This window comes from Undibacterium sp. KW1 (assembly GCF_009937955.1).
In the GTDB taxonomy this organism is placed as follows: Bacteria; Pseudomonadota; Gammaproteobacteria; order Burkholderiales; family Burkholderiaceae_D; genus Undibacterium.
The window spans coordinates 5,928,832-5,954,809 of sequence record NZ_AP018439.1 but is presented as its reverse complement, the minus strand read 5'-3'; the positions used below and the strand labels follow the sequence as shown (position 1 = coordinate 5,954,809).

Sequence of the window (25,978 nt, the reverse complement as noted above, 5' to 3'; positions counted from 1 at the left end):
CCTGCGCATGCATTTGCGCAGGTTTCTTTCTTTCCAACTCACCCGTCTGAGGCAGTATGGAACAGCTAGAAAACCAGGCTACAGATTTCAGCCATATTGTCCTCGGCGCCCTTGATGAGGTATTCAACGCGCTGGAAACCGATGCCACGCATTCGACCGATGTTGCAGTAGTCACGCGTGCCCTGGCTTGTTATATCGAGCAATTGCGCCGCATACGCGCGGCAGCCAGTGCTGCTGACATGCCCGGCCTGCACTGGGTATGTGCGCTGATAGAACGTAACCTCATCAGCCTGTATAACCAGAACCGCCGCCTCACGGATGAAGAATATCATCTGCTTAGCGAATGGCCAGATTTGCTGGCCAGCCATGCCCTGAATCATGGCGACAAGAATATAGAAACCCTGATAGATCATCTTTCGACAGCCAGCTGGCCTATTCCTTTGAGCCTTGGTGATTCCTGTGAGCTCAGGCAACTGCTGAATAGTGATCCGCTGACGCCAGTAGCTGAAGTGGAAGAGCCTCCCCCTTTGTTCCTGGTACCTGCGCCAGCCACGGCAGAGATCGCTTTATTGAATCAAGCAGATGCACACAATGCACAGGCGGCACAAGCTGGAACTGCAGAAATCACTGAGCCAGAAACATCCCCGGTATACGTAAATACAGTAGATACAGCAGATACAGCAGATACATCAACTTCAGCATTACATGAAGCGCTGGATGCACTCATCATGAGCCTGGCTGCGGATGAACACTTTGCCCAGGGTGGTGACAATGATGCGGCGACCTTGCAAGCTTATGCGGCGCAGTTGCTGGGTTTTTCAAGTTGTGCAAGTCAGTTGAACCTGCACGTAGTGGCAGATGCCTGCCAGGCTTTTGCCGATGTTGTCATCATGAGGTCCGCACATGCAGACCCTGTCAATGAAACCGAACTGGATTTGCTGCAACGCTTCCCGCTGATGCTCATGGACGCAATTGCTGATGCAGAAAATCCAGAAGTCGCAGCCAGTGTGCTCGATCTTGTGTATGACCCGGCATGGAACAGGCAAGAAGCAGTAAACGGTGCTACCTACACGGAGTTGCAACAGAGCGATAACAGGGATGACGTGGACCATGAAGGCACAGAGGAGGGGGAAGAAGAGGCGTTAGATGCGGGTGGTGTGCAGACGACCAGCGTTGCCGCGCAGGAAGTCAGTAGCGATATGCTGGCGCTATTCGCCAAAGAATTCGGTCTCATGGGTAATATGCTGGCAGAAGACCTGGCAACAGTCGTGGCATCTGGTGATGATGAACAGCGCAGTCTGGCATTGCAGAATTATGTCGAAGCCTTGTTGCGCATCGCCGCTACTTCAGAATCCATAGGCCTGACTGCCTTGCATCAATTTTTGTCCTTGCTGGCAGGCATGGTCGCAACCCAAACACAGGCGCTGGATGCGCAGCAAGTCAGCTTGCTGGGCGTATTGCCAGCGAAGTTGAATGCCTACCTGTCGGCGCCCAAAGAAGAAATCGCGGCACTGGAATTATTATCCCTGTTGATGGACTCTTGCTGGTCACTGACTGCGGTTATGGACGGCAATGAATCGCTGTTCGCAGAACTCATCAATATCAATCTGATAGCAGACCATCAAGATGAAGCAGCCGCTGTCATTGCCATCACTGCAGGCGATGTGTCCATACAACTGCCAGATGATTTGAATACAGAATTATTCGATGGTCTCTTGCAGGAACTGCCTGTGCAGGTAGGTAATTTCACCAGCGCCATAGAAAAATTTTCAAATGGTGCTGGCAGCATGCAGGACATAGAGCAAGCCAAGCGTGCCGCGCATACCCTGAAGGGTGCTGCCAACACCGTAGGCATAGCAGGTATCGCCAACCTGACCCATCACCTGGAAGATTTACTGATTGTCCTCACTGATAAACAAAGCCTGCCCGACAATGCACTGGCAGAATTGCTGACCGAGGCTGGCGATTGTCTCGAAGCCATGGGTGAGGCTGTGGTCGATGGCGGTACAGCACCGGCGCCGGCACAGTCGCAACAGCTGCTGCAACAGATTTGCGATTATGTCAGCTATATGCGCAGTGGTGAATTTGTTGTCCACAGCGAAGCTGTAGCAGTCGCTGCGCCTGTTGCAAATACCCCGCTCCCGCAATCTTCTGGCGCTGTACTTGACCTGGTCGAACCTGGTTCTCATGCGGCTGAACCGATGTTGCGTGTACCTGCGAAAGTGGTGGATGAACTGCTGCGCCTCGCAGGTGAAAATGTTATCTCGAATGCGCAAATCCAGGAACAATTGAAGCAAACGCAAAAACAATCAAAAGCCATACAAAAACACGATATCCTGTTCCAGAAACTGATTGCTGACCTCGAAACTCTGGTTGATGTACGTGGCATGAGCAGCCCGCAGAAAAAGGCCAGCATCAGCACTACCGATGGTGATTTTGATCCACTGGAATTTGAACGTTACAGCGAGCTGCATACCATTACCGCACAACTGGTAGAGGCACGCACCGATGCTTTCGAAATGTCCAGCCATATCGACGAACAATTGCACGGCCTGGCTGAATTGCTGGAAGTACAGCGCCGCCTGCAAATGGAAAACCAGCATGCCGTGATACGTACGCGGCTGGTGCCGGTCACGACTATCGTCTCGCGCCTGCAACGCAGTGTGCGCCAGACTTGTCGCCTGCTTGATAAACAGGTCAACCTGAACATCCTGGGTGCGAATACCAATATCGATAGCAATATGCTCAATGACCTGACAGACCCGCTGATGCATATCCTGCGTAATGCGGTCGATCATGGCATAGAGACACTTGCCAGCAGGCTGGCTGCGAATAAACCGGCAGATGGCCTGATAGAACTGAGCTTTGCCCGCGAAGGTAATTCCATTGTCGTCCGTTGCAAGGATGATGGTGCCGGTCTGGATTATGCGGCGATACGCCGTACCGCCTTGAAGCGCAAGATGATCAGTGCCGAGCGTATCTTGTCTGAAGAAGAGTTGGCTCGGTTGATACTCGTGCCAGGCTTTTCCACCCGCGACAGCAGCACCCAGACTTCTGGCCGTGGCATAGGCATGGACATGGTGCATGCACGCATACTGGAAATGAAAGGCTCGTTGAATTTACGCTCGGTCGCTGGCCAAGGGTTGGTAGTGGAATTGCGCCTGCCAGCCAGCCTCTTGTCCGAGCATACTTTGATGGCGCGCGTGGCTGGTCACATGATGGCGATTTCCAGCCGTCGTATTATTGATATCCATTACATCACCGATGCACAAATTGATACGCTGGCTGACCAGCCTGTCTATCGCGTTGGCGATGCAGTGCATAAATTGCTGAAGCTCGATAGCTTGCTGGGCATGCAAGACCATCGCAAGGAAGCGCGCAGCTATGGCTACCCGGTCTTGCTGGTCAGTACCGATACCGGCGCGACCTGCGCAATACAAGTGCAGGAACTGGTCGATGGCCGTGAAGTCGTGGTCAAGAAGTTTGGTCGCTATGTACCAAGAATCCAGGGCACGATAGGTGCGGTCATCCTCGGTGACGGTAGCGTCGCGCCGGTTATTGATTTGCCAGAATTATTGCGTGCATCTACCCAGCAGTATGTCAATCTGGATAATGCCCACGCTGGCTTGCCAGCACAGACAGGTTCACAGGCAGCCCATGTGCGTACTGCGCTGGTGGTCGATGATTCATTGTCAGCCCGCCGTGCTACTGCGCAGATCATGCGCGATGCCGGTTATGAAGTGCGTACTGCCATTGATGGCCTGGATGCGGTTGCCATACTTGATGAAGTGCTGCCCGACGTGATCCTGGTCGATATGGAAATGCCGCGCATGAATGGCCTGGAGCTGACCAGTCATGTACGCGCCCGCAAGCTCGACAAGCGCATTCCCATCATCATGATCACTTCACGTTCTACCCAAAAACACAGGCAGCAGGGCGATGCCGCCGGGTAGATGCCTACCTCGTCAAACCCTTCAGTGAAGATGCCTTGCTGCAGCATATTAACCGTCTGACAGGAGCCTGATCATGGGAGCGATGATGCCGGGGATGAGTACAGAAATACGCAACCGTCTGTTGCTGCGTATTGATAATATGCAGCTCATGCTGCCGCAGGGCGATGTCTGTGCAGTGGAATCTGTTGTTGATCTGGTCAGCCAGGATGCAGTTGCGCCTGCCATAGGGCGCATCGCTTACCTGGGACAAAGCTGGCCGGTATTAAGCCTGAATGGTGAACTGCAGACCCTGGACAAGATACCTGCAGCACGCCGCGCCTGTGTCATGCTGGCTACTGGCAAGGGTTTTCTGGGTTTGCTGTGTGATGATGTCAGGGTACTCAATCAGCAATCCGGCAGCGACTATGCCTTGCCTGTTGCCATGCGTGCCGGCTACACGCCAGTGCAGGCAGTCATGCCATTTGAAAACGGCCTGGCCTGTCTCAGCGATGCCCGGCATTTAATGCAGTATGGTGCTTTCGCACAAATCACTGCTACTCATTAATGGAGCACGAACATGTCTAGCGCAAATGCCTGGCTACTGGACGTAGGCGATGGGAGGCAAGTCGCCATAGGCCAGCGTGAGCTCATACAAATCATGGATGCGCAAGACAGCTTTGAGGTGCCTCTCGCACCCGCGCACATGCGGGAGATCATCTTTTGGCAAAAACATGCCGTACCCGTCATGCAACTCCCCGTGCGCCTGGGGGGACGTGCCTGCACGGGCAATATCCTCGCTCTGGTGGCATTTCATGATGCTGTCAGTAATACCGCAGGCCTGGGTGCGATACACCTCGCGGCACCGCCGGTACGTGTGCTGGTTGATGATAATCAGGCCAGCAGTCTCGATGAAGCAGGCTGGGAAGGAATGGCGATCTCCTGTTTTGAGCAGCAGGGGCAAAGCATACCCGTGCTGGATTTGAGCCGCCTTTTTTCTGCCGCGCATTAGTGCTGAGTAAGCATGCGTTGCTTACTCACGCAAACCATACCTGCGCATTTTGTTCAGCAAGCCTACGCGTGAAATGCCCAATTGTTTTGCTGCATGCGTATGGTTGTGCTGGTTGTCATTCAGCGCGCCGACGATGAGACGCTTTTCCAGAGCCGCTACCTGTTCCTCCAATAAACCTGTATCCACCGCAGGCGCATCGCTTGCAACTTCACCGCAAGCCAGTGCCAGATCATCTACTACGATCTCGTTCATCTCACCGGCCAGTGCCATTGCCGTTTGCAGGCAATGCTGTAATTCCCTGACATTGCCGGGCCAGGCATGTGATACCAGCCACTCTTGTGCGGCAGCCGTCAGGCGTTTTGGCGGTATTGATCTGGCCGCAATTGCCTGGGCTATCAGGGCAATATCTTCTGCCCTGTCTGCCAGTGCCAGTGTGCGCATCTGTATGCCTTTGAGGCGGTAATACAAATCATCCCTGAAACTTTTTTCTTCAACCATGACAGCCAGATCACGGTTCGTCGCCGCGACTATGCGCACATCGACACGCAACTCTGTGCGCGCGCCTATGGGAAAGAAGCTGCCAGACTGCAAGAAGCGCAATAACTTGACTTGCATGGGCAGGGGCATTTCACCTACCTCATCAAGGAATAGCGTGCCGCCATCAGCTGCAGCGATCAGTCCCTTGCGGTCACGGTCGGCACCGGTGAAGCTGCCTTTGCAGTGACCAAATAATTCACTTTCGAATAATTCTGCAGGTATGGCACCGCAATGTACCGCAATAAATGCTTTGCCTGCCCGCTTGCCCTGGGCATGCAGTGCGCGTGCCACCAACTCTTTGCCAGTGCCGCTGGGGCCGGTAATCATGACTGGTACATCGGTAGGCGCAATACGGCGTATCAGCGAGCGCAGTTCTGCTAGCTCGGCACTGATGCCTATCAGGCCCATGCTATTGTCGTCCGGCAGGGCGCGGGCGCGCCATACTGCGAGTTCACGTTCCAGGCGGCTTTTGTTGAGGGCGCGATCTACCACCACGCGCAAGATATCGGGATCAAGTGGCTTGGGTAAAAAATCCCAGGCCCCCAGGCTGATGGCACGTAACGCCAGTTCGCGGTCTGCATGACCAGTCATGACGACTACAGGTACAGGTGCGAATGCTGGCAATAGTGCCAGGCCCTCATCGGGTGTTAAGCTTGGTGGCAAAGCCAGGTCCAGCAAGACCAGATCAAAGCTGTTCTCCGCCAGCAAGGCATGTACCTGTTCTGCCGTGGCCGCTACCTTGACAATATAGCCGAGGCTGGCCAGCCAGTTGCCGCACAGGCGTTGAAAAGCTGGCTCATCATCGACCAGTAAAATAGTTTGCATGCTCATGGTGTCATGGTGATGTGGGTAGATAAAATTCAAAACAGCAATTCCAGCCGGGACAAGTGATCAGGGCAACGCCGCCGCCATGGGCTTCCACCAGCCTGCGTACTATCGCCAGGCCCAGGCCAGTACCGCCGGGGCGGCGGCTCTTGAAAGCCTGGAACAAATCGGCTTTTTGTTCTACCGGTATGCCAGGGCCGTTATCGCAGATGCGCAGTCTCAGTATCTGTTTGTCTGTACACGCTTCGATATGGATGCGCGCATCTGCTCTGCCGCGTAACATTGCCAGTGCATTGCTGAGCAGATTATTGAGGATTTGCTCAGTGCGCATGCGGTCTACATGTCCGTGTAAATTTTCTTCGATATCGCTGCTGATTTGTACGCCATTCGCCATGGCAGTAGGGCGTAGTTGCGCCATGATGTTATCAATCAGTTCTGCCATATCAACAGGCTGGCAATTCAGACGCACCTCACCGGAATAACTGAGCAGATCCTGTATCAGATGATCGGCTCTTTCTATCTGCTCGCGTATGTCAATTCGTACATCAGCAGAACAGGAAACGGCAGCCATGCTGATGATGTTCAGGGGGTTGCGCAATTCATGGGCAACGGTGGCAGCAAGCCCACCCAGTTCCGTCAGATGCGCCTGTTGCAGGCGCTGTTTTTCCTGCTCTGCATAACGCAACAATTGATCAAGGCGTCCGGCTGCTGCTGCCAGCAGGGCACCGAATACTGCGCCCACTCTTTGCACACTGGGGGTCGCTCCCTCCCAGTGTCGCAATTCGTAATGCCATTCTGCGTGGGCGGACTGTGCCTGCTGCCGGTAACAGATAACGCAGGTTTGCTCAGCAGTGCTGCTGTCGGGTGCTCCAGCGTGGAATAGCAAGACAGGCATGGATTGGCGCAAATGGGTTTCCAGTAACGCTGATGCGACCGCGCCCAGTTCCTCCCAGTTCGTCGCCGACTCTAACTGCATGCGCCAGTTGCTGAGCACGGCTGCTTCCAGATGCGCGCCGGGAAAGACCAGTTTTTCCATGAAGCTGCGCACCGGCCTTTCCAGTATCAGCATGATGAGCAGCATGGCAGTGCCCAATAACCATAGCTGCCACAGTGGCAAGGCCGCCAGCGGGCTGAAGCCGGTTTGCGCCACCAGGCTCAGTACCAGACCTGCAATGGCTACCGTCAGCACACTCAGGGCCAGCCAGGCCAGGAAACGGTTGGCCCACAGGTTAACCACCATCATGTCATAGCGCAGGATGCCGAGTACCAGCAAGACGGCATAAAACGGCAGCAGGATCACGCTATAAGGGAAGATGGCGATGCCGAACGAGGCATTCAAAAACATCAGGGTAGAGAGCGAACCCCAGACACCAGCCAGGCAAGCGGCCAGGATCTGCCCCCGTTTTTTGGGGGCAGCAGCAGGCCAGGCCATCAGCAAGAGCAGATAGGCCCAGGTACTCAGGCCGCTGACAAAAATGCCGGGTATCCAGCCCCAGACCGGGAAGATGTAGTAGCGCTTGAACTCCAGCCAGGGCAAGAGGCTACCCATATCGAATATGTTAATCCCCAGCACCACCAGCAGGGCTACTGCATACCAGGCGATGATGCTCGCTGGTCGCAAGCGTCCCAAAAAGCGCAGCACAAAATGCAGGAAAAACACGGCATTCACCGGGCCGGTATTGACCAGTATCTTGCCCAGTTCACTAGTCCTGGCATCACCGAGGTTGATGGCCAGTTGCCCTGTTGCCCACAGGCCTATACCCACGCAAAACAGTGCCAGCGCCTTCATGCCTGGTTGTTGACTTGCCCTTACCCAAAGCCAGATAGCCAGCAAGGGGCTGATGACGCTCTGCAAAGCAAGTGAGAAAAAATAAAGTCCGTAGGCGTTCATGGCCGGTAGCTGTTAAGCATCTTGATAGTAAATTTCAGCCAACTATATAGCAAGCTTACAGTTTTGCTGAGACATAAATTGAATTTCCTTAAGAAACAAGGGCTTATGAAATATTTCTGACTGGCACGCAGTTTGCGAATAAGGAGACAGGCAGTTTTCATACCTGCCACCCAAAAAGCCACAATCAAGTGCAGTAGGAAAAATCATGAACCTAACGACATCAAGCTTCCCCCATTTCACTTTACTGACCAGAGCCAACTTGGTCAGGCTCAACCGCATCCTGGCCTGGGCCATGGTCATCACGCCTGTGCTGCAATTTTTTATACGGTCGAACCTTGCTCAGGCCTTGCTGGTGGATTTTGGTCTCTTGCTCGCTCATGGGATTTTGTCGCTGATCTTGTTTGGCTTGCCCAAAGTCAAGCGGCAAAAATTTACGTTTTCCATGCATGTAATGGGTTTTCGTTGGCATGTCTTAAGTCCGCGCAATGAATTCCTGTTGACTGGCCACCGCATGGCCCAGGCTATTTCTGTTTTGCCATTGCTGTTCATTCCTGGCGCCAGATGGCTGGCATTGCTCATGTTTTATCCATTACTGAAGATGCCAGTTACTTTCATACAGCATTTGTACAGAGCTATCGCCTTTGCTTTTCAGCGCTGGGGTATCAAGTATCTGGATGCAGGCCTGGTGGTGTGCATCTATTTGTTCTTTTTCATCACCAACTTGCTGCGCGCCTGATCAGGAGTATGAACATGAGCCATAGTGCTACCCTGACTGATACGGTCTTTCCTGTCGCCCGCCGTAGTGCGGTCGCACCGCTTGCACGAGCTGCCATAAGCCCGCTCAGCCGCCGCCAGGCTGGCTTGCCTAATCTGAGCAGCCTGGGTCTGGATTTGTTAAATGCCAGTAAATTACAGCGCCTGATCTGGCCAGTGCTGCCACTGCTGACCCTGGCTGTGTATGCCACCGTTTTCTCCATGCATTATTACCTTTTGCTACCGCTGGTTTTCGTCTTGCATTTCCTGGTATCAGTCACCTTCGCCCATGATGTATTGCATGGCGCTGCCGGTTTCAAGCCACGCAGTACAGAATGGGTCTTGTTTGCCATGAGTATCCTGCTGCTGGAAAGTGGCCATGCCTTCCGCCAGGCGCATCTGCATCACCATAGCCATTGCCTGGAGCATGATGATTTTGAAGGTAGCCCTGCACACCTGAGTTTGCTGGGCGCGCTGAAAGCCGGGCCCACCTATCTGGCCCGTCATTGGCTGCATGCCTACCGGCTTGCCAGGAATCCTGTGCAAAGGCGCTGGATGCTGGCCGAACTGTGCGCTGCCATCCTCGGAATTGTGATTGCCATACTTGTCGTGCCCTGGACCGCTGCGCCACTGACTTATTGCGTATTCATGTACATAGGTTCTTGCCTGTATCCGGTCACCACGGCCTGGTTACCGCACTTCAAGCCTGACAATCGCATACTTGGGCAAGCCAGGAGCTTGCGTGGCAAGATCATACCGGCCCTGTTGTTCAACCTTTCTTATCATCTTGAGCATCATTTATATCCACAAGTGCCCAGCTATAACTTGCCGCAACTGGCGGACAGGCTGGACCCATATTTCGATAAGTTGGGTGTTGCGGTATTGCATGTGGTGTGAGTTGGACTTTTGGCACAAGTAGAAATACGGGGTGAGTTCAGGCTTTAGCCAGCTTGGGGGTAAAATGATGTTATTGCCTTCCAAGGAAAAACAACATGAATGCATCACTGCCCAAGCAAGTCAAAATTGTCGAAGTAGGCCCACGTGACGGCTTGCAAAATGAAAAAGAAAGCATATCCGCCGACGTCAAGATAGAACTGGTCAACCGTCTGACTGCGGCTGGTTTTGTGAATATAGAAGCAGCCTCTTTTGTCTCGCCCAAATGGGTGCCGCAAATGGCCACCTCGGCAGAGGTCATGGCAGGCATTACGCGCAAGCCTGGTGTCATCTATTCAGTATTGACGCCAAATATGAAAGGCTTTGAAGCTGCACTGGCAGCCGGTGCCGATGAAGTAGTGATTTTCAGTTCAGCCTCGGAAGCCTTTGCGCAAAAAAACATCAATTGCTCGATTGCAGAGTCGATAGAACGTTTCCGTGAAGTGGCCGAAGCCGCAAAAGCAAACAAGATACGCTTGCGAGGCAGTATCTCTTGCGCTTTTGGCTGCCCTTACCAGGGTGAAGTCGCTGTGGCCAGCGTAGCCGATGTGGTAGTGCGTTTGCGCGACCTTGGGTGTGACGAGATCGATATCGCCGACACCATAGGCGTGGGCACTGCCAGGCAGGTGCAGACTGTCATGCAGCGGGTGGCGCAGGACTTCCCCATCCATGCCTTGTCCGGTCACTTCCACGACACTTATGGTCAGGCGCTGGCGAATATCTATGCTAGTCTGGAAGTCGGCATGTCGATTTTCCATTCTTCCGTTGCTGGCCTTGGTGGTTGCCCGTATGCCAAAGGTGCAACGGGCAATGTATCGACAGAAGATGTACTCTTTCTCATGCAAGGCCTGGGCATACAAACTGGCATAGACCTGAATGCCGTGGTGGATGCAGGGCAATTCATTTCTGCGCATCTGGGCCGCAAGGCAGCCAGCCGTGCTGGTAATGCTTTGGCGGCGAAACGTCTGGGCTAAAACTAATATCACATTTCATGCAAGCGAGTTGATGCTTGCATGATGTGATGTTCAGGCAGAAACTTCTACCCCGCGCCAGAAGGCAATGAAGCCGTTAATTTCTTTAGCCGCATCCTTGGGTTCAGGGTAATACCAGGCAGCATCTGAATTGACTTCACCATTGACGACGACATCGTAATAGCTGGCTGTACCTTTCCATGGACACACCGTGTGCTTGTTACTGTCGCGCAAATGCTCAGGGTTGACGCTATTTTTAGGGAAATAAATATTGCCTTCCAATTTCACAATTTCACTATCACTGGCTTGGGCAATGACGGTATCTTTCCATTTTGCGGTGGGCATAAAACTACTCCTCAATAAGTGATCGGGCCAGGCGCAAGCCTGTCAGTTGCCAGCGTGCTGTTGCCGGGAAGAAATTGCGGTAACTGGCGCGGCTGTGGCCTACCGGGGTAAAGGCAGAAGAGCCGCGCAAGACATACTGGTTGACCATGAATTTACCATTGTATTCACCCACCGCACCTGCTGCCGGGACAAAGCCGGGGTAGGGGCTGTAACTGCTGCTGGTCCATTGCCAGCCATGACCAAACAACTGGCTCAGTTGGCCTTCAAGTTCATGTTGTTGTGCGGCATATTCCCATTCTGCTTCTGTGGGCAGGCGCGCCCCTGCCCAAGTCGCAAAGGCGCTGGCTTCGAAATACGAGATATGTCCAAGCGCCTGCTGCGGATTCAGCGGCAGCAAACCATGCAGGCCAAATTCCTGCCAGCCTTGCTGGAAATCATAGCGCCAGTACAGTGGATGACGCAGGTCTTGCTGCTGCACCCAGTCCCAGCCTTCAGACAGCCACAGGGCGGAATTCTGGTAACCACCATCTTCTATGAATTCCAGGTATTCAGCATTGCTGATTAAACGCGTCGCGAGCTGGAACGCTTCCAGAAACTGGCGGTGGCGCGGCCCTTCATTATCAAAGGAAAAGCCTTTGCCCTCATGGCCAATTTCACACAGGCAGGCATCATAATCTTGCCAGCTCAGGGTGTCAGAGGCAGGCATGGGTTTGCGCATCTCTGCTGCGGGATACAGGGCCGGGAACAAAGGATTACATGACAGCAGATGCTTGATGTCAGTCAGCATCAGCTCCTGATGTTGCTGTTCATGCTGCATGCCCAGTTCCAGCAGGGATGCAAAGCGGGCATCGCCAAGCTTGTCCTGGCATTGCATTATGCGTTCATCAACATTACGCCTGTAGGCTAGCACAGTGTCAAGCGATGGCCGTGTCAGCAAACCACGTTGCGCACGAGGGTGCTTGTCACCGACACCGTTGTAATAAGAATTGAAGAGTACCCGGAAGTCAGTGTGAAAAGCCTGGAAATCCGTTTCAAACTGCTCAAGAATAAAGGTTTCGAAAAACCATGTCGTATGCGCCAGATGCCATTTGATGGGGCTGGCATCTGGCATGGATTGCGCCATGCAATCTTCGGCAGACAGAGGCGCAGCAATCGCGACTGAGCGCAAGCGGATTGCTTGCCAGCGTTCAATCATGCCTGCTTGTTGCAGGTTTTGCCCCGGCTCTGTGAGGGGATCAAGCAGCTTTGGCATGGATAACGGCGAACCATTCATTTTTGTCCGTCCAGTGACAGCTATGGGAAAAACCAGCATCGGCCAGCAAGGCATTAAAGCCATGTATGCTGTATTTATAGCTGTTTTCCGTGTGTATGTGTTCACCCTTGATAAAATTTCTTTGTCCGCCCGGCCAGGTCACTTGGCAATTTTCCCGGGCGCGCAAATGCATTTCTATGCGGGATTTTTCTGTGTTGAAAAAAGCCTCATGCTGCCATTGACTGACATCAAAATCGGAATGCAGCAAATGATTGATATGGCGTAACAAATTCAGGTTAAAGGCAGCGGTGACACCCAGGCTGTCAGCATAGGCGGCATCCAGCAAGGCCTTGTCCTTGATCAGGTCCACACCTATCAGTATGCCCGCATCATTGTCACAGGCAGCGCGCAAATGGCACAGGAATGCCAGTGCTTCTTCCGGTTCAAAATTACCTATGGATGAACCCGGGTAAAAGAACAGGCGTTTGTCACGTCTTACTTCGGCAGGCAGCTTCCAGTCCTGTGCCAAGTCCAGCCCCAGCGCCGTCATCTCTATATGCGGGAAACGCTGCTGCAAGCGGTGTACCGCATCCTGCAAGTGATGAACAGAAATATCAATGGGCACATATTGGTCAGGGTGCAGTACCGGGAACAGCCGCGCTGCCTTGGCGCAATTACCCGCGCCCAGGTCTATCAGGCTGCCACCCAGACCAATGACCCGTGCCATGTCGCCCATGTGCTGGGTAAAAATTTCTGCTTCAGTGCGGGTGGGATAATATTCCGGCAGCACGCAAATCGCTTCAAACAGGACCGAGCCTACCGCATCATAAAAATACTTGGGTGAGGTATGGGCGGCATCGGCGAGCAAGCCGTTTTCCAGCTCGTGGACGATATGGGGTACGGTGGTGCGCGCATTGGTGACGCTGTCGGCCGTGTTAGCCAGGCTATTGGATTCGGGCATGGTTTTGGGGCTAAGAAATTCAATCGGCAGACCAACAGGTTTTGGTCTGTGCTTGATACTCAATACGGCCTTGCTTTCAGCCCGCCTTGATGCGGAGCTTGCCTGTGAATCTGGTTGTTGACTCTGTTGTGGCACAGTGTACAACTTATTGTTTGAAAAATCTTGGGACGGTGTTTTCTCGGGTGGTTTTCCTACAAAGTGGGGTAATCTCAATAACGTGATTTCTTTGAGTTATTGAAGGAGTTCACTAGACTGGCATCCCACGCCAATTTTTTCCAAGCATTAACCTAGTTGGATGCTTTCAATTACCAAGAACTTTATTAACGTCATTCCAGCATGCTTTTGGCTGGAATCCAGCGGCGTTCTTGGCATACTGGTGCAGCTTTTAATATCAGATTCGTATTGCTCAAGTCTTCGTTGTCAAATACCTTCATAAGTTATTTGCGATTGCAGGCCGGTGGTAGACCGGCGGCTACTTACCTTTTTGCTTCGCCAAAAAGGTAAGCCAAAAAGGCGACCCAGGCATAGCCGCCCCTAAAGGGGTTCCCGTTTATGCAGTACAAAAAATGGGAAGATCCGAAACTCGCTTCGCTCAGACAGCGGCTCTTCTTGATCCATTTTCTGTACTGCACAAACGGCGGCTACACATGGGAACTGCAAAAAATCAAAGGCAACGTCAAAAGCAACGTCAATACGACCTGAGTCCATATTTTTGAAAACCAATTGATTTTATTCAGGCATCCATCAATTCAAAATGAAACACCTTACTCACAATCTGCCACCTCCCATCCAGTTTTACCAGCGTTAAAAAATCAGTAAAAAACTTGTTGGCAATTGCGCATTCGACGCGGGCGAAGGCGGTGACCGGGCCTGCCATTTCCAGGGAGATGATGCGGTCGCGGCGGGTTTCGTTTTTGCTGGCGGGGGCGGGGCGTTTATCGACGACGGGGAAGTATTGCTGCATGTCCAGATGGAGTAAATTTCCTTCGGTGGCGCAGTAGTAATGGGCTTCGGGGTGGAATACCTGGGCGAGTATGCTGGTGTCACTGTGGTACAGACCATCGAAGTAACGGTTCAGCATGGCGATGATGTCGGGATATGCAGTTTCCATTTTTGCCTTTCTTGTTTGAACAGGGTGGCTGTCAGCCACTCTGTTTTTTCGTGCTGCTAAGCTTGCAACTGACGCAATTGCGTGACTGGTATGCCGCCTACTCCCCAGTTATCAGTATCCACTTCTTCTATGACGACAAAAGTCGTGGCAGGATCCTTGTTGAGTACGCGTACCAGCAAATCGGTGGCACCGGCTATCAGTTCGGCTTTTTGTGCTGCGCTGACATTTTCGCGGGTGACCTGTATGAGTACATAGGGCATGGCTTGCTCTCTTCGCTGCTGATGATATCAGGAAGGCAGGCCTTCGGCTTTTAGTGCGGCTTGTACATGTGGCCTGGCCTTGACGCTGGCGAGGAAGTTTTGCAGGTGGGCAAAGTCGCTGATGTCCAGGTTCACATATTTGCTCCAGTTGCTGACGGTGAACAGATAAGCGTCGGCAACGGTAAAGGTATCACCGGTCAGGTAAGTGCGGCCTTCCAGTCGACTATTAACCCAGGCAAATTTCTTGCGCAAGAGTTCTGCGACACGCGCTTTACCTTCGGCAGGCATGTCAGCATCAAACAGTGGTGCGAAGGACTTGTGCAATTCTGAGCTGATGTAGTTTTGCCACTCAAGCACGCGGTAACGTGCGAGGCCGGATGCTGGCAGCAGATCGCGATTTTCAGCGCGTTCGGCTATGTACTGGGCAATGATGGAGCCCTCGGTCAGTATCTCGCCATCATCAAGTTCTACAGTGGGCACCTGGCCTTTGGGATTGATGCTGTAGAAATCCAGGCCGTCTGCAGTTTTGTGAACATAGGTATCGACTTTTTGCAAAGTGAAATCCAGGCCAGCTTCTCGCAGGATGATGTGTGGGGACAAAGAGCAGGCACCGGGGGAGAAATAGAGTTTCATGGGTTTGGGCTTTCGATAAAGGTTGACTGGCGGCACTGTCATGATGAGCAGGGCGTGACGGCATACTATGCCAAACGAAATAGTTGATAAACTAGGCGAAAGTTACTTTATAAATTACATGGTGTAATGTGAATCGACATTTTGCGGATGTGTTGCTGGGCAGCATAGAATTGTTTTGCCTGGCTGCAGAGCTGGAAAGCTTCAAGGATGCAGCCAATGCGGCAGGCCTGACGCCAGCTGCTGTCAGCCGTTCTATAGCCCGACTGGAAGAGCGCATAGGCGTACGCCTGTTTGTGCGCACCACGCGGCAATTGCGGCTGACCGAGGCTGGACGTGCCTATTTTGTCCAGTGCCGGCAGGCGCTGAACCAGTTGGTAGAGGCTGAGCGTGAGGTGTCAGGCCAGCAAATGCAACCGGCTGGCCTGGTACGCATCAGCATGCCCACGCCTTACGGGCATTACCGGGTGCTGCCCCTGCTGGCAAAATTCCGCCAGATGTATCCGCTGGTCAAACTGGATTTGCAACTCAGCAACCGCAATGTTGATTTGACCGCCGATGGTTTTGACCTGGTCATACGTGGCCGTAACCCACCGGATTCAGGCATGATTGCGCGCCGTCTGGAAGATACCGAGATCGTGGTCTGTGCCACTCCTGAATACCTGCAGCGTTTTGGTGTGCCGATCAGGCTGGAAGACCTGGACAGGCATGAATGCCTGCAATTTGTCTTGCCCAGTGCCGGGCAAAATATAGTCTGGATATTCAGGCGCGATGGTGAGGACATAGACTGGCTTACCAGAGGTGGGCTCACCTGCTCAGAAGATTTGCTCGGCATCATCACCCTCGCAAAAAATGGCGCGGGCCTGTTGCAGGCTTCCCGCTTCATGGTCGAAGATGATTTGCGGGCTGGCCGCATGGTCGAAGTGCTGCAAGAATTCAAAGGGCGCACCCGGCCATTTTCCTTGCTTTACCCGCGTGACCGGCACCTGCCTTTGCGCGTCAGGGTGTTCATTGATTTTCTGGTGGCAGAGCTGGCGCAAAATTAATATCCACCTGCCAGTTCACAACTTGTTGTATGACCCAGCCCGCATCATCGAGTGGCAAGTCATGGCCTGCCGTGGGATGCAAGTGCAAGGAGCAATTCCATAAGCCTGCCAGTTTGCGTGAGCAAGTTGCATTGACGAGTTTGTCCTGTTCACCTGCGAGCAAGAGTAGCGGAACTTTACCCGAATATGGTGGCGCACGAAAACGCATGGCGGCTAGTAATTGCCGCAGGATATTGCCCACGCTAATGGGATTTTCCTGCGCATATGCAGTCCAGCGCCTGATGATTTCTTTCGCTTGCTCCGCCATTTGCAAATTGCTGGTGATACGCAAGATCAACTGCTCGCGCTGCTCGCTTGAGCCAAATAACATGGTCGCAATCAATGCCGGATAATTTGCCGGTCTCAGCCTGTGGTAAAAGGGATTATGCGGTGCCACGCTGGTATTGATCAGCACCATGCGTTGCAAGTCATCCGGGTACCGGTCTGCCCAAGCCAGCGCCACCATGGCACCCAGCGAAACCGCCAGCACATGCACAGGTTCTCCTACACCTTGCACCTGTAGCTGCCGGTGGCAATGATCAGCCATTGCGGCTACCGTGGTCAGGCTATGCTCGGCATGTAATTGACCATTGCCAGGGAAGTCCAGGCACAGCAGGCGCTCCGCTCCAACAGCTTGCTGGAAGTGTGCAGGAAAATCTCCCCAGTGCCTGCTCTCGCGCATGAGACCGCGCAATAATACCCAGGTCGTCATGGCCTATACCAGCGTGCCACGGCGCGCTCTTGCAAACGCAGGCGGGTAGGACCTTGCGCCAGCCATTGTGTATGGCCGCAAGTTGCCCGCATCAGAAAATCCAGCCAGGAATTATGTCGTCGCAACACCCGGCTCAGCCTGTGTTGTGCTACCGGGTTGAACATGCCATGCCGCGAAAATAACTGGCGCGGGTTTTTCTTGACCCATAGCCAGGATCCCATTTCCAGCGTCAGTGGCAAAAAGGTCTTGCTGCTGTCCTGCTGCGCCTGCAGGTAGAGGTAATCCCAGATATCGCCATGGGTGCGGTATTGCAGGCTTTGCGGTTCAAACAGATAAGAATGATTGGGGTGGGTCTGCTCGAATAATTCTTCCAGCGCCAGGATGTCAGCCAGATGGTCGATGGGATGCACACTGTGCGCATGCGGGAACCAGACGCGGTCACGCAAGCCAAAGCCCGAGTGGCAATCTATCGCCATGCTGAAGGGGCGGGCCAGCAATTCCTGTTGCACAGTGCGGCACAGCGCCAGGTTTTCTGCTTCCATCTCTGCACCGGCAGCACCACGATACCATGGCAGGCGCGGGCTATAGCGATGTCCACCGAGCAGGAAAGGCACCTTGTCTTGCGCTTCGACAGGCGCATTGCGCATCAGATCGACACCACTGGGGTTGCAGCGCGTCGCCTGCCACATGCCGCCTGGATTGATCAATGGCATGAACACCAGGCGCACATCCTGCAACATGTGTTGCAGGCTCTTGTCCCACGACAAGCGCGTCAGCAAGCCGCGCAGGAAAGTCAGCAAGACTTGCGTACCTATACGCTCCAGTCCATGAATACCACCAAAAAAACCGATGGCAGGCAAACTGGTATCAGGGTTACCTAGCGCCAGTTTATACACAGGGAACTGCCTGCTCTTGACCGCGACCTCGCACAAGACATCGACCTCCAGCTGTCCACGACCCAGGGCGATAATACGTTCCAATTCATTCAGTTCAGGCAGGGCAGACATGGCGCGTGCTTAAAAGTTAACCACGCCATGCTAGAGGAGCTATAGACAGAATGCAAGAAACACGCAGTTTTTACCGAGAATTGATCAATTATGACCAACAGATGACAGATTTTTAAATAGCTTTATACAGCGGACCAAACGGCAGTTTTCAGGCATAGCTGATAATTTTTGGTATTGGCTATATAGTCTTCTTTACCATCTATGATGACAATCTGCTTGCCGCCGGACACAAAAATCTTGTCATCTTTGAGTCGTGCCTTGTGACGACTGATAAAACCTGGGCCATCGCCTTGCGTGTCAAACGGGCTGATTTTTAGTGACTTCGTATCCAGTTGATAGACGGCTGTGTGACCAGCAATTCTTGCATCCTGATAGCCTAATCTGCCGATGATGTAAATCGCATCATCAACCAGGGTCGCTGTATGAAAATCCGTGGGTGGAAAAATTTCTCTGGCATAGCTATAGATATTGATGTCACCGCTCTTTTCAAACACAGTGACATCGTTATAGATACAGAAATCAGGGTCATAAAAGTCTTCGTGCTCACCACCAATTTCTATGATGCGGCCATCTGGCAAGACCGTAGTTGTCCGGCCATAGCGGTCATAACACCAGATGATGTTGTCATCGTGACTGCCATCATCATGAAACATTTCACTTGCACGCCATGCAGATGCACCCGAGCGTATCATCGCTAACCAAAAGGGCTTATTGGTTTTTATGGCGTTAGCTGTACCGAATTCTCTATATCTTCCAGCCAGATAGTCTGCTTTGCTTATTTGCGGATTTTCCTTGTATGCTATTCCCAGTAACTGCGCGTGCATTTCTGGGTTGATGTCGTTGATATCATCACCCATATCTATCAGGAATTTGACGATATCCAGACTGCTTGCTACCTCAATAGCGCGTTGGGGGATATTATTCTCTTTATAGATATCAGCCCCATTTTCAATGAGAAAACGGACACAATCCAATAGACCAAGTGATGCTGCAGTGATGAGCGGGGTATAGAGGAAATCATCTTGAGCTTCAATGTCAAAACCAGTATCGAGCAGAAACTGCAGCATTGTTACATGATTGTTCTTGATGGCATATTGCATGGCACTTGTACTGCAACGACCAACTGCGTTTTTGTTTGCGCCTAGTTCCAGTAGTAATAAAACTTTCTGAACATCACCAAGTTGCACTGCCATCAAAAATGGCGTACGCGACCAAAAATCAACTGTCTCCAGGTTTTCCGTTTCTGAGATTTTTTGTCTAATGCTTGCATTCGTCCCAAACACTACTTCATGCATCAAATCTGTCCACTCAAGCTGGTATTCTGCTGCACCTGCATCCAGCAGTAATTTGACTATGTCAAAGCGACCATTGTTGGAGGCGACTCTAAGTACTGACTCTCCATACTCAGTGATGTGATCAATATCTGCACCTTGGGCTATTATCTGCCTTACTTCGTCGTATAGTTGAGTACCATTTTTATAAACGGTTCGCGAGTTCAAATAAGAAGTGCAACAGAAGCTAAATTGGTTTGAATGGGAAGATGCGGTAGCATCCGAACTTCCAGACCCCCAAGTCAAAGTTGCCCGAAATGACATACACACATCTTACCCAAGAAGAACGATACCAGATTTATATACTGAAGAAGGCAGGACATAGGCAAAGTGAGATAGCAGAGGTGATGGGGCGTAGCAGATCGACGATCAGTCGAGAGATCAAACGCAATAGTGGTGGTCGTGGATACCGCCCAAAACAGGCTCAACAACGCAGTCTCGACAAGCAAGCCAGAAAGAATGGTGTGACTATTTCCGCTGAGACATGGGCATTTGCAGAAGACAGGTTGAGAGCGTATTGGAGCCCGGAACAGATCAGCGGCTATCTCCGTGCCAATGCTCTTCCTGGAGTGAGTCACGAAAGCATTTATTGGCGAATCTATGCGGACAAGCAACGAGGTGGCACGTTACACAAAACCTTGCGCTGCCAGAAGATACGCAAGAAGCGCTATGGAAATCGTGAACGACGCGGCACCATACTCAACCAGATTTCGATTGAAGAGCGCCCAGCGATTGTGGACACGCTCAAGCGCTATGGGGACTGGGAGGGTGATCTTGTTGTCGGCGCGAATCACCAGCAAGCGCTGGTCACGCTCAATGAGCGCAAATCGCGCTACACCTTGCTAGAAAAAGTGACCCGCAAAACTGCTGAGGCGGTGACGGATACCATTATCTCTTTGCTAGCGCCTTTTTCTGAATTAGTGCATACGTTGACGACCGACAATGGTAAGGAATTTGCTCAGCATGAACGTATTGCTCAGAGCCTCAATGTGCAGTATTTCTTTGCCCATCCTTATTGCTCTTGGGAGCGCGGCGCTAACGAAAACATGAATGGTTTAATACGGCAGTTTTTTCCGAAGAAAATGTGTTTTGAATCTATCACAACGCAAGACATGACTGACGCTATGGACTACTTGAATCATCGACCTAGAAAATGTCTTGGCTACAAAACACCGCACGAAGTTTTTATGGCTCAGATACAATCGCACTAACACAGGGTTGCACTTCGAGCTTGAATCCGCCGTTTGTAACAGATTTGGTGTATTCATTTTATCTACTCAAAGGAACTTTTCATCTTCGTGCATATCTCTTATAGAGACGCATGCTGAAATGAAAGCAGGACATTCGAAAACAGATTAACACACGCTTAATCTAGGTTAATTTAAAACAGGAGTTTGTTTTGTCTAATAATTTGCAACACATCGCAGCAGATGATGAGGCTTACTGGTCAGATATCCGTGACCAGTACACCGTTTCACCAGACTTCATCAATCTCGAAAACGGCTATTTCGGCGTGCAGGCGCGGCCTGTGTTTGAGGCTTTCCAGCGTTACCAGGCGCAGGTGAATGCCGAGACTTCGTACTTCTTGCGGGTGCGTTATGCGCCGATGTTCGTGCAAGTTATGCAGGCACTCAAGGATTTTTGTGGGGTGGATGAGGGCGAGCTGGTGCTGACCCGCAATCTGATCGAGGGCATGAATATTTTGCTGCAAGGTTATCCTTTGCAGGCGGGTGATGAAGTCATCCTGGCTACCCATGATTACGATCTCGTTATTGATACCCTGCTGATGCTGGAACAGCGCAAGCAGATACAACTGCGGCATTTGCAATTACCTTTCGACCCTGTCAGTGATGAAGATATCGTCGCCCAGTATGAGCAGGCGATTACACCGAGAACCAAGCTGATACTGGTCACCCATATCGTGCACAGGACAGGGCAGATCATGCCGGTCGCCAAGATCACGGCCATGGCCAGACGTCACGGTGTTGATGTCATGGTCGATGCGGCGCATTCCTTTGCTCATCTGAACTATCGCATGACTGAGTTGGGGGCTGATTTTGTCGCCGTGAATTTGCACAAATGGCTGGGTGTGCCGCTGGGCGTGGGCATGCTGTATATACGTAAGAACCGGGTAGCCGATATTGCGCCGCTGTTTGGCAATGCCAAATTTGCCGACAATGAAATTTTCAAATTCACGCAAGTTGGCACGGTGCCGCCAGCAAATATCCTGACGGTACTGGATGCGCTGCAGTTTCATGCATCGATAGGTTCGGCCAACAAGGAGGCGCGCCTGCGCTACCTGACGCAATACTGGGTCAATCAGGTGCGTGGCTTGCCTGATGTGCGCATCATGACACCGACGGACCCGCAACGCTCGTGCGCGATTGCCGGTTTTGGTATCGCTGGCAATTCCGGACATGCGATTGTCGATTACCTCATGCGCGAGCATAAGATATTTACCGTTACGCGCGATCTGGATGGGCATGACATCGTCAGGGTGACGCCGCATTTATATACCAGCCTGGAAGACCTTGACAAGCTGGTCGCAGCGATCAGGCAACTGACGCAAGCCTGATTACGGCTGGATGTAGTCACAAAGGGGTAAAGAAATAATTTCCAGTTTACAGGATTTAATTATCCTATATAATGGAAATTATGGATATCAATACGATTATTGCCCGCAGGGTGCGTGACTTGCGCGATCAGCAAAAACTCTCGCTCGATGCGCTGGCCAAGCGCAGCGGCGTCAGCCGTTCGAATATTTCGCTCATAGAAAGAGGCGAGAGCAGCCCCACTGCAGCCGCGCTCGACAAACTGGCTGTGGGCCTGGGGGTAACGCTGGCTTCGCTGTTTGAAGACAGTACGCCTGCTGCTGCGGCTTTGCCAGTCTCGCGTCTGGCTGAACAGGTATGCTGGACTGATCCCGCTTCTGGCTATATGCGCCGCAATCTGTCCCCCGGCCTGCCTTCGCCCCTGCAACTGGTCGAAGTTGAATTCCCGGCGGGACAAACCGTGCGCTATGACAGTTTCCACCGTGATGTCGATATACAGCAGCAAGTCTGGATAATGGCGGGCCAGATGCGCCTCTTCGTTGGGGAGCAGGTCTGGGATTTGCAGACTGGCGATTGTCTTTCCATGGCGCTGGATAAACCGATTACTTTCCATAATCCTGGAAAAATCGCGGCACGTTATCTCGTTGCGCTGTGCAAGTAGCAGCCTCTTTCAGTTTTCAACTCATGGAGTAAATCATGTCTGAGCAAGTCCACATCCAGATTCTCGATGCCGCAGCAGCGCAGGCAAATGTAGCTGCATTGGCCGAGGTATTGACGGACTGTGTAGCCGGTGGTGCATCTGTCAGCTTCATGTGGCCTTTGCCGCGCGAACGTGCGCTGCAATTCTGGCAGGGCGTGGCTGAAGGCGTGGCGCGTAAGGAGCGGGTCTTGCTGGTTGCCAGCGATGACAGCGGCGATATCCTGGGCACGGTACAATTGATCACGGCTATGCCAGACAACCAGCCGCACCGTGCCGATGTCGCCAAGATGCTGGTGCACAGGAAGGCACGTCGCAAAGGCATTGCACAAACCCTCATGGCAGCGGTTGAGCAAGCTGCCAAAACCGCAGGCAAGTCTGTGCTGGTGCTTGATACAGTTACTGGAGGTGATGCCGAGCGCCTGTATGAACGTGCAGGCTGGCAAAAGGTAGGTGTGGTACCCAATTATGCGCTGATGCCGGATGGCGAATTTTGCGGGACGACTTTTTTTCACAAGCAGATTCAGTAGATAAAGCGGAGTAAATCAAATGCGCATCGCAGTGATTTCAGATATACACGGTAATCTCGCTGCACTGGAGGCTGTAGCTGCAGATCTGCGTTTGCGTGCTGTTGATCAGGTCGTCAATCTCGGTGACAGTCTGTCTGGCCCCTTGCTGCCAAAAGAGACGGCAGATTTTTTGATGGCGCAAACTGGCTGGATACATCTGGCCGGTAATCATGAACGCCAGATACTGGAGCTGAACGAGCGCTCAGGTTCTGGAGATGTTTATGCACACCAGCAAACCACGGCAGAACAAAAAGCATGGATGGCGGGTTTGAAATCGGTGCTGCAACTGAATGCAGAAGTCTTGCTCTGTCATGGCACGCCGGCCAGCGACAACACCACTTTGTTGCAGGTGGCCGACAGGAACGCCACTGCGCAAGAAGTACAGGACAGACTGGGGCCGCAAACTGCAGCCGTTATTGCCTGCGGCCACAGCCATGTCGCCCGCAGCGTGCGTACTGTCACTGGTCAGCTTATCGTCAACCCAGGCAGCGTTGGTCACCCGGCCTACGAATATGATTACCCTTACCCGCACAAGATAGAGTCAGGTTCACCCGACGCACGTTATGCCATCCTGGACAAGAGGCAGCATGGCTGGACAGCCAGCCTGATCAATGTCCCCTATGCCTGGCAACATATGGCAGAACTTGCGGCCTTGCGTGGGCGTGAAGACTGGGTCAGTGCCTTGCAAAGTGGTTACATGAACGGATAAATATGAAAAAGCAAGATACAGCCCTGATCATCATCGACATGCAACGTGGCATGGCCGACCCCAAATCCGGGCGCAGGAATAACCCGGATGCAGAAGAAAATATACGCCAGTTGCTAGCAGCATGGCGTGCGGCAGGCAGGCCTGTTGTGCATGTCAGGCACATGTCGCGCTCACCCGCTTCAGTATTCTGGCCAGGCCAGCCAGGCAATGAATTTCAAGAGAAACTACTGCCTTTGGCCAATGAACATGTAGTCGAAAAAAATGTGACGGATGCCTTCGTCAATACGGGTCTGGAGCGCTGGCTGCATGTGCGTGGTATCAAGGAGCTCGTGATCGTCGGTGTCAGTACCAATATGTCTGTCGAGGCGACGGTCCGCAGTGCTGGTAACCTCGGTTTTAACACCACGGTAGTGGCTGATGCCTGTTTCAGTTTTGACAGACTGGATTTTCTTGGCAAACCGCAGACGGCGGAAGAAGTGCACATCAATGCGCTCAGCAATCTGCAGGGTGAGTATGCGACTGTGCTCAATACGGCAGTCTTGCTGAATTAAAGATACAGTCAGACATGTGCTGCGGTAATTTGCAATGAATATTACCGCTGCCACCACCTACCCCAAAACCCAAAAATTTCATAAAATGCCCGCACTGCCGCATGGGTCTGCGGATTAATTTACTGTATGGGAACTGCCATGGCGATGGATGTCATAGATTATGAAATTTTTGGCGACGATATGCAATTCGTCGAAGTCGAACTCGATCCAGGCGAAGCCGCCATTGGTGAAGCCGGTACCATGTTCTACATGGAAGACGACATACAGATGGAAACCATCTTTGGCGATGGTTCTGCCGGTCAGACTGGCATCTTTGGCAAATTGCTGGGCGCTGGCAAACGCCTCGTAACAGGTGAATCACTGTTCACCACGGTCTTCATGAACGGTGGCGTGGGCAAGCGAAAAGTCGCCTTTGGTGCGGCTTATCCTGGCAAGATCATCCCCATGCATCTGGATCAACTCGGTGGTACGCTGCTGTGCCAGAAAGATGCCTTCCTTTGTGCTGCCAAAGGCGTGTCACTTGGCATCGCCTTTCAAAAACGCCTGGGTGCCGGTTTCTTTGGTGGCGAAGGCTTTATCCTGCAAAAACTTGAAGGTGACGGCCTGGCATTTGTGCATGCCGGTGGTGCCATCATAGAAAAGACCCTGCATCCCGGACAAACCCTGCGCGTCGATAGTGGCTGCGTGGTGGCGTTTACCCAGGAAGTGGATTTCGACATCAAGTTTGTTGGCGGCGTTAAAACAGCCTTGTTCGGCGGTGAAGGCATATTCTTTGCCCACCTGCGCGGTCCGGGCAAAGTCTGGCTGCAATCCTTGCCTCTGGCACGTCTGGCTAACCGCATCGTCGGCGCATCAAAAATTGGTGGCAGCCAGGGCGGTGAGCAAGGCTCGGTACTTGGTGGTCTTGGCAATTTGTTTGAAAAAGATTAAACCAATTTTTATGAGACCAGCCCGCTTGTGCCCTGCATAAGCGGGCTTTTATTTTTCCGGCTGAATAAATAGTCTTTTGCAGGAACTAAATTCGGCTTACTCCTGTCTATCTTACTGCTTATAGTCGATTACTACTTTTATTCAACAAATTTACCCAGGTTGCCATGTTTAAAAAATTACTCATCCTGTCCTTAATACTTTCCAGCCAGCTGGCTATGACAGGCTGTGCCGTTGTCTATGACCTGGGGCAAGACTCCAACCAGCGTCAATGTGAAAAACTGCAGGACTGGAACGAACGCAAGACTTGCCTGCAGCAAAACAAGACTAGCTACGAGCAATATGAAAAACAGCGAGAAGACTTGCGCACCAAGGGTACAGAGAAGAAATAAGACAGGAGCTTATGGCGGTAGCGAGGCAAACATCAG

At 52.3% G+C, this 25,978-nt stretch carries 26 protein-coding genes; 15 read left to right on the top strand and 11 right to left on the bottom strand.

The window, feature by feature from the left end; genetic code table 11:
* Positions 1-56: 56 nt before the first annotated feature.
* The 3 genes from UNDKW_RS26900 to UNDKW_RS26890 all read left to right on the top strand — a co-directional run bounded on the left by UNDKW_RS26900 (position 57) and on the right by UNDKW_RS26890 (position 4,941).
* Positions 57-3,953, top strand: coding sequence for a response regulator (locus UNDKW_RS26900; RefSeq protein ID WP_162061273.1), 3,897 nt, complete (start codon positions 57-59; stop codon positions 3,951-3,953).
* A gap of 73 nt (positions 3,954-4,026) precedes the next feature.
* The gene (locus UNDKW_RS26895; RefSeq protein WP_162061272.1) at positions 4,027-4,497 is read left to right on the top strand and encodes a hypothetical protein; all 471 of its coding nucleotides are present in this window, start codon (positions 4,027-4,029) and stop codon (positions 4,495-4,497) included.
* A gap of 12 nt (positions 4,498-4,509) precedes the next feature.
* Positions 4,510-4,941, top strand: coding sequence for a chemotaxis protein CheW (locus UNDKW_RS26890; protein WP_162061271.1), 432 nt, complete (start codon positions 4,510-4,512; stop codon positions 4,939-4,941).
* A 21-nt stretch (positions 4,942-4,962) separates the two neighbouring features.
* On the opposite strand, the gene UNDKW_RS26885 is transcribed toward UNDKW_RS26890, so the two are convergent.
* Positions 4,963-6,309, bottom strand: coding sequence for a sigma-54 dependent transcriptional regulator (locus UNDKW_RS26885; protein ID WP_162061270.1), 1,347 nt, complete (start codon positions 6,307-6,309; stop codon positions 4,963-4,965).
* 4 nt (positions 6,310-6,313) lie between these two features.
* Positions 6,314-8,194, bottom strand: coding sequence for a sensor histidine kinase (locus UNDKW_RS26880; protein WP_162061269.1), 1,881 nt, complete (start codon positions 8,192-8,194; stop codon positions 6,314-6,316).
* A 205-nt stretch (positions 8,195-8,399) separates the two neighbouring features.
* Between UNDKW_RS26880 and UNDKW_RS26875 the strand changes: the two genes are divergently transcribed.
* The 3 genes from UNDKW_RS26875 (at position 8,400) to UNDKW_RS26865 (ending at position 10,854) form a co-directional block, all read left to right on the top strand.
* Positions 8,400-8,930, top strand: a complete 531-nt coding sequence (locus UNDKW_RS26875; RefSeq protein WP_162061268.1) for a hypothetical protein — start codon at positions 8,400-8,402, stop codon at positions 8,928-8,930.
* Positions 8,931-8,944: 14 nt separating this feature from the next.
* A complete protein-coding gene (locus tag UNDKW_RS26870; RefSeq protein ID WP_162061267.1) occupies positions 8,945-9,844 on the top strand; it encodes a fatty acid desaturase in 900 nt (299 codons plus the stop codon).
* Between the two features lie 95 nt (positions 9,845-9,939).
* Entirely contained in the window at positions 9,940-10,854 is a 915-nt protein-coding gene (locus UNDKW_RS26865) for a hydroxymethylglutaryl-CoA lyase (protein ID WP_162061266.1), read from the top strand.
* Positions 10,855-10,905: 51 nt separating this feature from the next.
* Here the strand turns inward: UNDKW_RS26865 and UNDKW_RS26860 are convergent, their stop codons facing one another.
* The 6 genes from UNDKW_RS26860 to gstA all read right to left on the bottom strand — a co-directional run bounded on the left by UNDKW_RS26860 (position 10,906) and on the right by gstA (position 15,413).
* The gene (locus UNDKW_RS26860) at positions 10,906-11,196 is read right to left on the bottom strand and encodes a DUF427 domain-containing protein (RefSeq protein ID WP_162061265.1); all 291 of its coding nucleotides are present in this window, start codon (positions 11,194-11,196) and stop codon (positions 10,906-10,908) included.
* Positions 11,197-11,200: 4 nt separating this feature from the next.
* Positions 11,201-12,448, bottom strand: a complete 1,248-nt coding sequence (gene egtB / locus UNDKW_RS26855; RefSeq protein WP_162061264.1) for an ergothioneine biosynthesis protein EgtB — start codon at positions 12,446-12,448, stop codon at positions 11,201-11,203.
* Positions 12,432-13,409: an L-histidine N(alpha)-methyltransferase gene (egtD, locus tag UNDKW_RS26850; RefSeq protein ID WP_162061263.1), complete on the bottom strand. Its 978-nt coding sequence runs from the start codon at positions 13,407-13,409 to the stop codon at positions 12,432-12,434. The genes egtB and egtD overlap by 17 nt, the downstream gene beginning before the upstream one ends.
* Positions 13,410-14,142: 733 nt before the next feature.
* Complete coding sequence (locus UNDKW_RS26845; RefSeq protein WP_162061262.1) at positions 14,143-14,520, bottom strand: nuclear transport factor 2 family protein; 378 nt, start codon at positions 14,518-14,520, stop codon at positions 14,143-14,145.
* Between the two features lie 56 nt (positions 14,521-14,576).
* Positions 14,577-14,780: a 4-oxalocrotonate tautomerase family protein gene (locus UNDKW_RS26840; RefSeq protein WP_162043873.1), complete on the bottom strand. Its 204-nt coding sequence runs from the start codon at positions 14,778-14,780 to the stop codon at positions 14,577-14,579.
* A 27-nt stretch (positions 14,781-14,807) separates the two neighbouring features.
* Positions 14,808-15,413, bottom strand: a complete 606-nt coding sequence (gene gstA / locus UNDKW_RS26835) for a glutathione transferase GstA (RefSeq protein WP_162061261.1) — start codon at positions 15,411-15,413, stop codon at positions 14,808-14,810.
* A gap of 128 nt (positions 15,414-15,541) precedes the next feature.
* Here gstA and UNDKW_RS26830 point away from each other — a divergent pair, with 128 nt between their 5' ends.
* Positions 15,542-16,456: a LysR family transcriptional regulator gene (locus UNDKW_RS26830; protein ID WP_162061260.1), complete on the top strand. Its 915-nt coding sequence runs from the start codon at positions 15,542-15,544 to the stop codon at positions 16,454-16,456.
* Here the strand turns inward: UNDKW_RS26830 and UNDKW_RS26825 are convergent.
* The 3 genes from UNDKW_RS26825 to UNDKW_RS26815 all read right to left on the bottom strand — a co-directional run bounded on the left by UNDKW_RS26825 (position 16,419) and on the right by UNDKW_RS26815 (position 19,713).
* Positions 16,419-17,207 (bottom strand): alpha/beta fold hydrolase, encoded by a 789-nt coding sequence (locus UNDKW_RS26825; RefSeq protein WP_162061259.1) that lies wholly within the window; start codon positions 17,205-17,207, stop codon positions 16,419-16,421. The two genes, UNDKW_RS26830 and UNDKW_RS26825, sit on opposite strands and share 38 nt — an antisense overlap.
* Entirely contained in the window at positions 17,204-18,214 is a 1,011-nt protein-coding gene (locus UNDKW_RS26820; RefSeq protein ID WP_162061258.1) for a M14 family zinc carboxypeptidase, read from the bottom strand. Before UNDKW_RS26820 ends, UNDKW_RS26825 begins: the two co-directional genes overlap by 4 nt.
* 122 nt (positions 18,215-18,336) lie before the next feature.
* On the bottom strand, positions 18,337-19,713 hold the full coding sequence (locus UNDKW_RS26815; protein ID WP_162061257.1) for an ankyrin repeat domain-containing protein: 1,377 nt from the start codon (positions 19,711-19,713) through the stop codon (positions 18,337-18,339).
* Between the two features lie 89 nt (positions 19,714-19,802).
* Between UNDKW_RS26815 and UNDKW_RS26810 the strand changes: the two genes are divergently transcribed.
* The 8 genes from UNDKW_RS26810 to UNDKW_RS26775 all read left to right on the top strand — a co-directional run bounded on the left by UNDKW_RS26810 (position 19,803) and on the right by UNDKW_RS26775 (position 25,942).
* A complete protein-coding gene (locus UNDKW_RS26810; protein ID WP_162058632.1) occupies positions 19,803-20,756 on the top strand; it encodes an IS30 family transposase in 954 nt (317 codons plus the stop codon).
* 188 nt (positions 20,757-20,944) lie between these two features.
* Positions 20,945-22,120 carry an aminotransferase class V-fold PLP-dependent enzyme gene (locus tag UNDKW_RS26805; RefSeq protein ID WP_162061256.1) on the top strand — a complete coding sequence of 392 codons (1,176 nt, stop codon included), beginning with the start codon at positions 20,945-20,947 and terminating at the stop codon, positions 22,118-22,120.
* A gap of 80 nt (positions 22,121-22,200) precedes the next feature.
* Positions 22,201-22,758 carry a helix-turn-helix domain-containing protein gene (locus tag UNDKW_RS26800; protein WP_162061255.1) on the top strand — a complete coding sequence of 186 codons (558 nt, stop codon included), beginning with the start codon at positions 22,201-22,203 and terminating at the stop codon, positions 22,756-22,758.
* 35 nt (positions 22,759-22,793) lie between these two features.
* On the top strand, positions 22,794-23,324 hold the full coding sequence (locus UNDKW_RS26795; protein WP_162061254.1) for an N-acetyltransferase: 531 nt from the start codon (positions 22,794-22,796) through the stop codon (positions 23,322-23,324).
* 19 nt (positions 23,325-23,343) lie between these two features.
* Positions 23,344-24,072 carry a metallophosphoesterase gene (locus UNDKW_RS26790; RefSeq protein WP_162061253.1) on the top strand — a complete coding sequence of 243 codons (729 nt, stop codon included), beginning with the start codon at positions 23,344-23,346 and terminating at the stop codon, positions 24,070-24,072.
* 2 nt (positions 24,073-24,074) lie between these two features.
* Positions 24,075-24,623, top strand: a complete 549-nt coding sequence (locus tag UNDKW_RS26785; RefSeq protein ID WP_162061252.1) for a cysteine hydrolase family protein — start codon at positions 24,075-24,077, stop codon at positions 24,621-24,623.
* Between the two features lie 138 nt (positions 24,624-24,761).
* Complete coding sequence (locus tag UNDKW_RS26780) at positions 24,762-25,553, top strand: TIGR00266 family protein (RefSeq protein WP_162061251.1); 792 nt, start codon at positions 24,762-24,764, stop codon at positions 25,551-25,553.
* A 164-nt stretch (positions 25,554-25,717) separates the two neighbouring features.
* Complete coding sequence (locus UNDKW_RS26775) at positions 25,718-25,942, top strand: hypothetical protein (protein WP_162061250.1); 225 nt, start codon at positions 25,718-25,720, stop codon at positions 25,940-25,942.
* The last annotated feature ends 36 nt before the right edge of the window (positions 25,943-25,978 follow it).

Coding starts and splice junctions, on each gene's coding strand:
- UNDKW_RS26900 (WP_162061273.1), top strand. CDS start 57: ATGGAACAGCTAGAAAACCAGGCTACAGATTTCAGCCATATTGTCCTC.
- UNDKW_RS26895 (WP_162061272.1), top strand. CDS start 4,027: ATGGGAGCGATGATGCCGGGGATGAGTACAGAAATACGCAACCGTCTG.
- UNDKW_RS26890 (WP_162061271.1), top strand. CDS start 4,510: ATGTCTAGCGCAAATGCCTGGCTACTGGACGTAGGCGATGGGAGGCAA.
- UNDKW_RS26885 (WP_162061270.1), bottom strand. CDS start 6,309: ATGAGCATGCAAACTATTTTACTGGTCGATGATGAGCCAGCTTTTCAA.
- UNDKW_RS26880 (WP_162061269.1), bottom strand. CDS start 8,194: ATGAACGCCTACGGACTTTATTTTTTCTCACTTGCTTTGCAGAGCGTC.
- UNDKW_RS26875 (WP_162061268.1), top strand. CDS start 8,400: ATGAACCTAACGACATCAAGCTTCCCCCATTTCACTTTACTGACCAGA.
- UNDKW_RS26870 (WP_162061267.1), top strand. CDS start 8,945: ATGAGCCATAGTGCTACCCTGACTGATACGGTCTTTCCTGTCGCCCGC.
- UNDKW_RS26865 (WP_162061266.1), top strand. CDS start 9,940: ATGAATGCATCACTGCCCAAGCAAGTCAAAATTGTCGAAGTAGGCCCA.
- UNDKW_RS26860 (WP_162061265.1), bottom strand. CDS start 11,196: ATGCCCACCGCAAAATGGAAAGATACCGTCATTGCCCAAGCCAGTGAT.
- egtB (WP_162061264.1), bottom strand. CDS start 12,448: ATGCCAAAGCTGCTTGATCCCCTCACAGAGCCGGGGCAAAACCTGCAA.
- egtD (WP_162061263.1), bottom strand. CDS start 13,409: ATGCCCGAATCCAATAGCCTGGCTAACACGGCCGACAGCGTCACCAAT.
- UNDKW_RS26845 (WP_162061262.1), bottom strand. CDS start 14,520: ATGGAAACTGCATATCCCGACATCATCGCCATGCTGAACCGTTACTTC.
- UNDKW_RS26840 (WP_162043873.1), bottom strand. CDS start 14,780: ATGCCCTATGTACTCATACAGGTCACCCGCGAAAATGTCAGCGCAGCA.
- gstA (WP_162061261.1), bottom strand. CDS start 15,413: ATGAAACTCTATTTCTCCCCCGGTGCCTGCTCTTTGTCCCCACACATC.
- UNDKW_RS26825 (WP_162061259.1), bottom strand. CDS start 17,207: ATGACGACCTGGGTATTATTGCGCGGTCTCATGCGCGAGAGCAGGCAC.
- UNDKW_RS26820 (WP_162061258.1), bottom strand. CDS start 18,214: ATGTCTGCCCTGCCTGAACTGAATGAATTGGAACGTATTATCGCCCTG.
- UNDKW_RS26810 (WP_162058632.1), top strand. CDS start 19,803: ATGACATACACACATCTTACCCAAGAAGAACGATACCAGATTTATATA.
- UNDKW_RS26800 (WP_162061255.1), top strand. CDS start 22,201: ATGGATATCAATACGATTATTGCCCGCAGGGTGCGTGACTTGCGCGAT.
- UNDKW_RS26795 (WP_162061254.1), top strand. CDS start 22,794: ATGTCTGAGCAAGTCCACATCCAGATTCTCGATGCCGCAGCAGCGCAG.
- UNDKW_RS26790 (WP_162061253.1), top strand. CDS start 23,344: ATGCGCATCGCAGTGATTTCAGATATACACGGTAATCTCGCTGCACTG.
- UNDKW_RS26785 (WP_162061252.1), top strand. CDS start 24,075: ATGAAAAAGCAAGATACAGCCCTGATCATCATCGACATGCAACGTGGC.
- UNDKW_RS26780 (WP_162061251.1), top strand. CDS start 24,762: ATGGCGATGGATGTCATAGATTATGAAATTTTTGGCGACGATATGCAA.
- UNDKW_RS26775 (WP_162061250.1), top strand. CDS start 25,718: ATGTTTAAAAAATTACTCATCCTGTCCTTAATACTTTCCAGCCAGCTG.